Here is a 9,403-nt window from a genome sequence, read left to right on the forward strand (position 1 = left end):
GCTGGGCCGCGCCCTCCGGCTCCGGCCCGCCGGCACGGGCCACGGTCCACGCAACGTTCGGTCCGCGCGCGGCCGTGCTCCGCGAGGGACCAGGGCGGGGCGGACCGTCGGTACTCGAATGGTCCGAGACCCTGGGCGTGTACAAGGACCCGGTGCACCGGGCGGTGCTTGGGCCGAAGGGGCATGTGCCGGAGGAGTTTCTGCACATCGGCCACGCGGTCGCCGGAGAGGTGGTGCGGCTGCGGGTGGCACTGCACCTGGACGACGCCTTCGACGGACACCTCGCGATCGGGGCCGCGGCGGCGAAGCGGGGCCGGATCGACGGCGTGTCCGTGGCTCTCGACGACGGGGGCCATCTCGCGACGGGCCCGGTGCGGGCAACGGCCGGGGTCCACCTCCTCGAACTGGAACTGTCACCTGATCACGACGGCGAGCTGCGGGCGCATCTGGCGCTCGTACGCGATCCCGGGCGCTACCGGCGCCCGGAGTGGATCCACGCGGCCGGGACGACGGGCACGACGCTGCACCTGTCGGCCCTCCCCGCTCGGGCCGTCGTCCAGCTGGCCGCCCGGGTGCCCTGCACACTGCGGGTGAACGGACAACTCATCGGCAGACAGGGCGGCTTCGACCCGTACGCGGAGCACGCGGTGCCGCGGGTACGGCGGCACGATGTGGCGGCGGCCCTGCGTGTCGGCGACAACGACATCACGGTCGAGACGTCCGGGGGCGGCGAACGGGCGGTCCTGGTGGACGCGGTTCTCGATGACGGGCACGGCGGGTGTGTGGTGACGCTGCACAGCGATTCCCGCTGGTGGTCCGAGGATGCGCGGGGGCGCGGGCCGGTCCGGGTGCGTCGCGAGCCGGTGGGTGATCCTGCGGCGCTGTGTCTGCGCCGTCGCCCTCATCCGCTGCCGGGTGCCGCGTGGCTGGACCCGGAGGCAGACGACGGCACGGTGGTGCCGGTCCGGTTCGCGGTTCCGGGGAGCCGGGGCGGCGTGGAGTGGCTGTGGTGCGAACTCCCGCCCGGAACCAAACGGTTGACGGTGCCGGTGCACGGTGAGGTCACCGTCCACGTGGACGGCTCCGAGTGCCCCGCCGCCATGACCGCCGTCGACGCCCGGGGGGTGCGCACCGTGACGGCAGAGCTGCCGCCCGTCGATCGTGGCGGTCCGCGGACCGCGGCGCTGCGGGTCCGGACCCGCCCGGGGTACGAGGGTGGTGCCGCGCTGGCCGGTCCGGTGCGCTGCACGGTCGGCCCCGGGCGGATCCGGCTCGGCGACTGGGAGAGCCAGGGCCTCGCCGAGTACAGCGGTGGGGTGCGGTACAGCCGTGAGGTGACCGTGGCCGCCGATGTCGTCGCGGGTCGGGTGTCGCTCGACCTCGGGCGGGTCCGGGGGACGGCGGAGGTACGGGTCGGCGGTGTCACCGCGGGGGTGCGGGTGTGCTCCCCGTACGTATTCGATCTGACGGGTCTGGTCGCGCCCGGGGCCAATACCGTGGAGATCACCGTGTTCGGGACGCTGGCGCCCCGGCTGGACGCGACGAGCCCGACCCATTTCGTCTTTCCCGGGCAGCGTGTCAGCGGTCTGATGGGGCCGGTACGACTACGGACCGAGCGGGGGTGACGGTACGGGTGTGACGGGGCGCTGCCGTCCCCCGCGACACCGTGGTGCCCCGTCCCCGCCCGCGCGTCAGGAACGCGCGAAGAGTGCGCCGTTCCGCGCCAAGATCGCGCCAGCGGCGGTCACCGTCGGCCGGAGCCGGGCACACGCTGAGCGGACCCGATCGAAGGACCGCGCATCACATGTCCGTTCCGACCCCAGCCCCCGGCGCGGCGCCGAGCGCCGAGGAACCTCCCGATACCGGGGCCCGCCACAAGCTCACCTCCCTCACCGGCCTCGCCGCGCTCTCGCTCGACGCGATGGCCTCGGTGGCGTACGGTCCCGAGGCCATCGTCCTGGTGCTGGCGGCGGCCGGCGGCCACGGGCTCGGCTTCACGCTCCCCGTCACACTGGCGATCGCCGTCCTCCTGGCCGTTCTCGTGGCCTCGTACCGCCAGGTCATCGCCGCGTTCCCGGACGGCGGCGAAGGCTACGCGGTCGCCCGTACACACCTCGGCCGCCGCACCGGCCTGGTCGCGGCCGCCTCCCTGGTCCTGGACTACGTCCTCAACGTCGCGGTCGCCGTCACCGCCGGAGTGGCCGCGCTGACCTCCGCGTTCCCCGGTCTCCACGACGACCGCGGGTGGCTCTGCCTCGCCGTGCTGCTCCTGATCACCGGTGTGAATCTGCGCGGGATCGCCGACTCGGCGCGTGCGTTCGTCGTGCCGACCGCGGTGTTCATCGGATCGGTCCTCGCGGTGATCGCGGTCGGTCTCTTCCGCTCGGCCCCGGTGAGCACCGAGGCCGCGGCCGGTCATGCCTCCGCGCTCTCCGACCACGCCACCACGGTCGGTGCGCTGCTGCTGCTCAAGGCCTTCGCCTCGGGCTGCTCGGCGCTCACCGGTGTCGAGGCCATCGCCAACGCCGTGCCGTCGTTCCGCGCCCCGGCCGTGCGCCGTGCCCAGTGCGCGGAGGTCGCGCTCGGTTCTCCTCCCTCACCCGGCTCACCAGCGAGGCCCTGACCGCCGCGGTGTCGCTGGGCGACGAGGTCCGGGCGGTCACGGTGTGCCACCCCGATGCCGAGGACCGGTTGCGGGCCGAATCCCTGGCGCGGGAGTGGGAGTTGTGGAACCCCGGCGTCCCACTGGTCCGGCTGTACTCGGAGCGTCGTACGGTCGGCCGGCCGGTCGCCGCGTACGTACGCGAACTGACGGCTGCGGATCCGGGGGTCCGGATCACCGTGCTCGTCGCCGAGGCCGAGCCGGCCCATGTGTGGCAGCGGCTGCTGCAGAACCAGCGAGGCGCGGTCGTCGCCCACGCCGTACGCCACGAGACGGATGCGGTGATCTGCCGACTGCGGTTCCGGCTGCTGGATCCGCGTCCGTCCTGATGTCACGGCTGGGCCCACGCACCGCGGTCCAACCCTGGCGGTCCAGGCCGGAGAGGGCCGGGGCCCGCCGCATCGCCGGGGGGCCCACGAGTCCGCGCACTCCTCGTCGGTGTCGGCACGGTCACGCGCGGGCACGGCGGGGGCGAGCATACCGGCCCGCCCTCCGCGCCTTCCGTGAACGGTTGCCGGCCGCCTCCTACTTGTCTCCGGTCAGCATCGGCAGCAGCAGCGCCGCGGACCAGCTGAAATTGGGTGAGTTGAGCGGCGCCCCGGTGGTGGGGTCGTAGTTCTCCATGATCGGGCCGTTGCCCGCGAGGCCCGAGGCGTGGGTGAGGAGCCGGTCCGTCAGGGCGTCCGCGTCCTTGCCGTAGCCGTAGCGGCGCAGGCCGCCGAGGGCGAAGTAGGCCTGGTCGAACCAGACGGGGCCACGCCAGTACGCGGTCGGCGAGAAGTAGGGCGAGCTCTTCGCGACGGTCGGGAAGGGCACGGTCGTGGCGAACTCGGCCGGGTCCGTCAGCTTGTCGCGCACGGCGCGGGCCTGTGCGGCGGACGCCGTGCCGGTCCACAGCGGGACGGCGCCCTCGATGCCGCGGCCGCGGGCCGTGAGCGGTGTGCCGGTGCCCAGCGCGGTGTCGTGGAACCAGCCGTCCGCGGGGTCGTACATCGTCGTGCGGACCGCGGTGGACGTGGCGGTGGAGCGCCGCTTCCAGTGCCTGGCGTCGGCGCCGCGGCCGATCGCGCCCGCGATGCGCGCCAAGTAGCCCTGGTCCGCGGCGAGATAGGCGTTCAGGTCGACGGACTCCTGGTCGAGGGCGTATCCGAGGAGCGTTCCGTCGGCGGCCCTGTTGGCGACGGTGCCGGTGCCGAGGGCGGCGTCGAAGCGGGGTGCGTTGTCCATGCCGCTCTCCCAGGCCGCGGCGAGGCGTCGCTCCTCGGGGGAGTTGTTGGCCGGGTCGACGGTGGCGCCGTACTCGGCGAGACCGTTGTGGTCGTGGTCCCGGTTGCGGTACCACCAGTCCTGGTACGCGGCGAGCTTCGGGTACATCTCGCGCAGGAAGCCCTTGTCCCCGGTCTTCGCGTACACCTCCCACACGGCCCAGGCGGCCAGCGGGGGCTTGGAGTTGCGTTCGTTCCAGTTGCCGCCGCCGCGTTCGGGGTCGTTGTAGAAGATGACGTCGGGGATCATCCCGGCGTCCTGGGGGCGGGTGGTGGAACCGGGCCGGATCTGCCAGTCGAACATGGAGCGGATCTGCGACTCGGCCAGGTCGGGCGCGAAGCGTGCGGTGCCGACGGCCTGCTTCCAGGTGTCCCAGGCCCAGATCCCGCCGGTGAACCACTTGTAGGAGATCGACGGGGTGATGCCGTCGTGCTTGATCCGCCCCGCCGCGCTGCGCCAGTTGGTGACGAGGGTTTCCAGGGACTTCACGGCCGTGCGCCGCCGGTCGGCGGGAACGCCCCGGGTCACCCCGGCGACGTAGCCGCGCCAGCGCGCGTCGGACGCGGACACGACGGACGCGGGGCGGGCCAGTACGTCACGGACCTTCGCCTTCTCCTTCGTGCGCTCGGCGGCGGTGAAGGTGTAGGACTCGGTCCAGTCGAAGCTGTACGAGCGGCCCGGCGCGAGGGTCACCGGTGCCGCGGTCTCGGTGCGGTACGTGTCACCGTCCACGGTGGTGCGGACGCGGTCCTTGTGGGTGACCTCGAAGCGTTCCGTGCCGTCGGTGAGGTAGTCCCAGGTCTCACGGACCCTCGCGAAGTCGACGCCGACGCCGGAACCGGTGGCGGTCAGCGACGGCGCGTCCCGCATCGGTTTGTCGGCGGGCCGCAGCAGGCCGCCCGTCCAGTCGGCGCCCAGCGTGCGGGATGCCGGGCCGGTGTTGCGTACCTCTGCCCTGACCAGGGCGCTGCGGTCGGTGGCGAAGCGGAGTTCGAGGGTGAGGCGCAGGCCGCGGCCGAGGTCGTACGTCTGGAGGAGCCGGCCCGGGAGCGAGGTGGATCTGGGTGTGCCTCCGGCGTCCAGGTCCAGGGGGCGGCCGTGTTCGGTGAGGCGGATGCGGCTGAAGGACTTGCTGAGCCACCAGGGGTATTCCTGGGCGATGTAGAGGGGCCCGGAGAAGCCGCCGTAGGCGTCCTTGTCACCGGCCTTCGGCAGGGCGTAGGCGTGCCAGGCTCCGCGGTCGGCGAAGACGGTGACGGGATTGTTGTCCTCGTCGTCGCCGGGCTGGGCGGTGACGGGGGTGCCGTGCAGGTCGAGGACGTCGGCGTAGGAGGGCGGGGGCTTCGGGCGCCCGTGGGCGGCGGCCGTCTGCGGCACGGCGAGGGCGCCGCCGGCGAGCAGCAGTGCCGTCAGGGCGCTCAGGGGGCGGTGTCCGGTCATGTGTCGGTCTCTCCAACGGGTCATTTCCCGGCCTCTCCAGGTGAGTCGGTGGTGATGCGCAGGACAGCGGCGCCGAGCGGGCCGAGGTCGATGTGGTCGTGGACGGCGGCCCCGGTGAGCAGGTCGGTGCCGCCGGCCGCGCAGGGGCCGGTCAGTGGCGTGCGTGTGTCGTGGTCGCTGTGGTTGAGGACGAAGAGGTACGTGCCCTGCGCGCCGGAGCGCACGGTCGCCTCGACGCCCTCGGGGACGTCGAGCACGGGGCGTACGCCCGCTGCCCGCAGCGCCTCGTCGAGCACGGCCGCGATGCCGTCGCCGAGGTGGGCGCCGGCGTACCACGCGGTGCCGGTGCCGTAGCGGTGGCGGGTGACGGCGGGGCGGCCGGTCAGCTCGCCGGCCACGTACGAGTCGACGATCTCCGTGTCCGGGCCCTCGGGCTCGATCCACTCGCTCCACAGGGTGGCCTCGGCGCCGGAGGCGAGGGGCACCGCCTCGCCGTCGGGGATCGGCCAGAACTCGTCGACGGACACGCCGAGCACGTCCCTCAGCGGTCCCGGTGCGCCGCCGTCGTGGATGTGGTCGTGGCCGTCGACGACACCGCTGAAGGGGCCGCACACGAGGTGGCCGCCACCGCGCACATGGGCGGCGATGCGTGCGGCGTTCTCGGGCCGCAGCAGGTGGAGGTTGGGCGCGAGGACGGCCCGGTAGCCGTCGAGGTCCGCGTGCGGGGGTACGAAGTCGGCGGTGACGGCGCGGGCGTGGAGTGCCGCGTACCAGGGGCGCAGGAGCTCGCGCCAGCGCATCCGGGCGGAGGGGTGGTCGTCGGCTTCCAGGGCCCACCAGGAGTCCCAGTCCAGGACGATCGCCACGTCCGCCGGGGTGGTGGCGCCGGTGACCTCGCCGAGCCGGGCGAGTTCGGCGCCGAAGCGGACCGTCTCGCGCCAGCCGCGGGACGCGGTGCCACGGTGCGGGAGCAGTGCGCTGTGGTACTTCTCCGCGCCGGCGCGGGAGGCGCGCCACTGGAAGTACATGATGCCGTCGGCGCCACGGGCCAGCGCCTGGAGGGACCAGAGTCGTTGCAGTCCGGGCTTCTTGGGGACGTTGACCGGCCGCCAGCTGACGGCGGACGGTGCCTGTTCGAGCAGCAGCCAGGGCCGGCCGCCCTTGAGCGAGCGCATCAGGTCGTAGTTGAGGGCGGCGTTGACGTGGGCGCGCGGGTCGGCGGGGTCCGGGTAGGCGTCGTCGGAGACGAGGTCCTCGTGCTCGGCCCACTTCCAGTAGTCGAGTGCCTTGAACATCGACATGAAGTTGGTGGTGGCCGGGATGTCCGGCGCGATCTGCCTGAGCGCCTCGCGCTCGGCGCGATGGCATTCGAGGAGGGCGTCCGAGCAGAAGCGCCGCCAGTCCAGGAGCTGTGTCGGGTTGACCGGTCCGGGCGCGGTGCGCGGCGGTTCGATCTCGTCGTACGTGCCGTAGCGCTGCGACCAGAAGGACGTGCCCCAGGCGTGGTTGAGGGTGTCGACCGTGCCGTAGCGGTCGGTGAGCCAGGCGCGGAAGTGGTCGGCGGAGCGGGCGCAGAAGCACTCGGTGACATGGTCGCCGTACTCGTTGTGGATGTGCCACAGGGCGAGCGCCGGGTGGTGTGCGTAGCGTTCGGCGAGGGTGCGGGTGAGGCGGAGCGCGGCGGCGCGGTATTCGGGCGAGGACGGGCAGTAGTGCTGGCGCGAGCCGAATTCGAGGCGTACGCCGTCGGCCGTGACCGGCAGGATCTCCGGGTGTGCGCGCACCAGCCAGGCGGGCGGTGACGCGGTCGCGGTGGCCAGGTCGACGGCGATGCCGTGCGCGTGCAGCAGGTCGAGGAGCCGGTCGAACCAGTCGAAGTCCCAGTTGTCCGGGCCGGGTTGGAGCCTCGCCCAGGAGAAGACGCCGACGGTCACCATCGTGACGCCGGCCTGGCGCATCAGCTCGGCGTCCTCGGCCCAGACGTCCTCGGGCCACTGCTCGGGGTTGTAGTCACCGCCGTAGAGGATGCCGGGGACACGGGTCAGGCGGCTCATCCCTTCACCGCCCCGCCGAGGAGCCCGGCCACGAACTGCCGCTGGAAGACCAGGAAGAGGAGCATCAGCGGAAGCGTGGCGAGGAGCGAGCCGAGCATCAGTCCCGAGTAGTCGACGTGGGAGAGCCCGGTGAGGGTGTTGAGTGCGACGGGCACGGTGTACTTGTCCTCCGAGTTGAGCATGAGCAGGGGCCAGATGAAGCTGTTCCACTGCGCCATGAACGTGAAGATGACCAGGGCGCCGAGCTGCGGGCGCACGCACGGCAGCACGACCTGGTAGAAGGTGCGCAGCTCGCCGGAGCCGTCGATCCGGGCCGATTCGAGGAGTTCGTCGGGGAAGTCGACGAAGCTCTGCCGCATCAGGAGGATGCCGAAGGAGTTCGCCAGGAACGGCAGGATCACGGCCTGGTACGAGTCGATCCAGCCGATGCTCGCCATCATCTGGAACAGCGGCACGAGCAGCACCTGGAACGGAATCATCATTGTGGCGAGCACCGCGCCGAGCAGCAGACCCCGGCCGCGGAAGCGGTACTTGGCGAGTCCGTAGCCGCACATGGCGGAGATCAGCGAGCTGAGCGCGGTGTGGACGACGGCGATGCCGACGCTGTTGAGGAGCACCCTCCCGAAGCCGATGGTGTCCTGGAGCCGTACGAGGTTGTCGAGCAGCCGGCCACCGGGCAGGAACGGCGGCGGCGAGCGGAACAGCTCCGACGTGGAGTGCGTCGCGGCGATCGCCATCCAGAGGAACGGCACCAGACTGACGACGGCGCCGCCCGCGAGCAACAGCCGCACGGCGATGCGGCCGAGCCGCCGGGCCGGGTGGACGCGTACGGGGGCCTGCTGGAGGGCGGTCACCGGCGGCGCTCCCTTCCGAAGGCGATGTACTGGAGGGCGGAGATCGCGGCGATGATGGCCACGACGACCCAGGCGATGGCGGCGGCGTAGCCGAAGTCCAACTGCTGGAAGCCGACTTTGTAGAGGTAGACGACCGGGGTGAGGGTCGCGTCGTCGGGGCCGCCGCGGGTGAGGACGTAGTTCTCGTCGAAGAGCTGGAGCGTTCCGATGGTGGAGGTGATCACGCAGAACAGGACGACCGGGCGCAGCTGCGGCAGGATCACACGGGTGTATGTGGACAGCGGGCCGGAGCCGTCGATCGCTGCGGCCTCGTACTGCTCCTTGCCGATGGACTGGAGTCCGGCGAGCAGGATGACGGCGTTGTAGCCGGTCCAGCGCCAGGTCAGGGACGCGATCAGGGAGACGCGGGCCCAGGTGGGGCTGTTGAGCCAGTCGACCTGGCCGACGCCGACGGCGCCGAGTATCTGGTTGACGAGGCCGCCGTCGGTCTTGAGGAGGACCTGGAAGACGACGGCGTACGCGACGAGTGTGGTGACGGCGGGCAGGAAGTAGACCGCGCGCCAGGTGCCGCGGAAGCGCAGCCAGGACTGGTTGAGCAGGACGGCGAGGACCAGTGCCAGGCCGATCATGACGGGGACCTGCACGACGAGGATGATCCCGGTGTTGAACAGGGACTCCAGGAATGCGGGGTCGTCGATCATGCGCCGGTACTGGTCGAGTCCGACCCAGCGGGTGGTGCCCGCGTCCTCGGTGGTGAAGCTCTGCAGGAGGCTGGCGCCCAGCGGATAGGCGAAGAAGAGCGCGAAGAGGGCGGCCGCGGGTCCGGCGAAGATCCACGCGCTGGGGCGCCGGCGCCTGCGGCGTGCCGGGGCCGGGGCTCGGGCGGGGGCGACCGGCCGGTCGTGGGCGGTGTCGACGGCCATCGGGCTAGTTCACCCTTTCGCGGCCGGTGGCCGTGGCGAGCTGCCGCGCGGCCGAGTCCAGGGCGGCGCGTGGGTCCTTGCCCCGCAGCATCACGCCGGTGACTGCGGAGATCATGATGTCCGAGGCCTTCGCGTCGTCCTTGTTGTTCTCGACCGGCGGGATGTTGCGGGCGAGCCGGGCGAACACGTCGAGGGCCGCCTGCC

General features: G+C 72.3%; 4 protein-coding genes and 3 pseudogenes. 2 read left to right on the forward strand and 5 right to left on the reverse strand.

Translation table 11 applies throughout. From position 1 onward, the window contains the following. Positions 1-1,625 (forward strand): annotated as a pseudogene (locus ABZY11_RS39870) (hypothetical protein); the annotation flags it as partial. A gap of 179 nt (positions 1,626-1,804) precedes the next feature. Continuing rightward, positions 1,805-2,991 (forward strand): annotated as a pseudogene (locus ABZY11_RS39875) (APC family permease). A gap of 196 nt (positions 2,992-3,187) precedes the next feature. On the opposite strand, the gene ABZY11_RS39880 reads toward ABZY11_RS39875, so the two are convergent. The 5 genes and pseudogenes from ABZY11_RS39880 to ABZY11_RS39900 all read right to left on the reverse strand — a co-directional run. Further along, entirely contained in the window at positions 3,188-5,368 is a 2,181-nt protein-coding gene (locus ABZY11_RS39880) for a trehalase family glycosidase (RefSeq protein WP_356483861.1), read from the reverse strand. 20 nt (positions 5,369-5,388) lie between these two features. Then, complete coding sequence (locus ABZY11_RS39885; protein WP_356483862.1) at positions 5,389-7,422, reverse strand: beta-galactosidase; 2,034 nt, start codon at positions 7,420-7,422, stop codon at positions 5,389-5,391. Then, positions 7,419-8,276, reverse strand: a complete 858-nt coding sequence (locus ABZY11_RS39890) for a carbohydrate ABC transporter permease (protein ID WP_356483863.1) — start codon at positions 8,274-8,276, stop codon at positions 7,419-7,421. The genes ABZY11_RS39885 and ABZY11_RS39890 overlap by 4 nt, the downstream gene beginning before the upstream one ends. Next, entirely contained in the window at positions 8,273-9,199 is a 927-nt protein-coding gene (locus ABZY11_RS39895) for a sugar ABC transporter permease (RefSeq protein ID WP_356483864.1), read from the reverse strand. The genes ABZY11_RS39890 and ABZY11_RS39895 overlap by 4 nt, the downstream gene beginning before the upstream one ends. Before the next feature lie 4 nt (positions 9,200-9,203). Continuing rightward, positions 9,204-9,403, reverse strand: a pseudogene (locus tag ABZY11_RS39900) (hypothetical protein); the annotation flags it as partial.

The sequence above is a fragment of the Streptomyces sp. NPDC006510 genome (genome assembly GCF_040611955.1).
Lineage (GTDB): Bacteria > Actinomycetota > Actinomycetes > Streptomycetales > Streptomycetaceae > Streptomyces.

Bases quoted from the DNA above. Each gene is read 5' to 3' on its own strand.
- ABZY11_RS39895 (WP_356483864.1), bottom strand. From the start codon at position 9,199: ATGGCCGTCGACACCGCCCACGACCGGCCGGTCGCCCCCGCCCGAGCC.
- ABZY11_RS39880 (WP_356483861.1), bottom strand. From the start codon at position 5,368: ATGACCGGACACCGCCCCCTGAGCGCCCTGACGGCACTGCTGCTCGCC.
- ABZY11_RS39885 (WP_356483862.1), bottom strand. From the start codon at position 7,422: ATGAGCCGCCTGACCCGTGTCCCCGGCATCCTCTACGGCGGTGACTAC.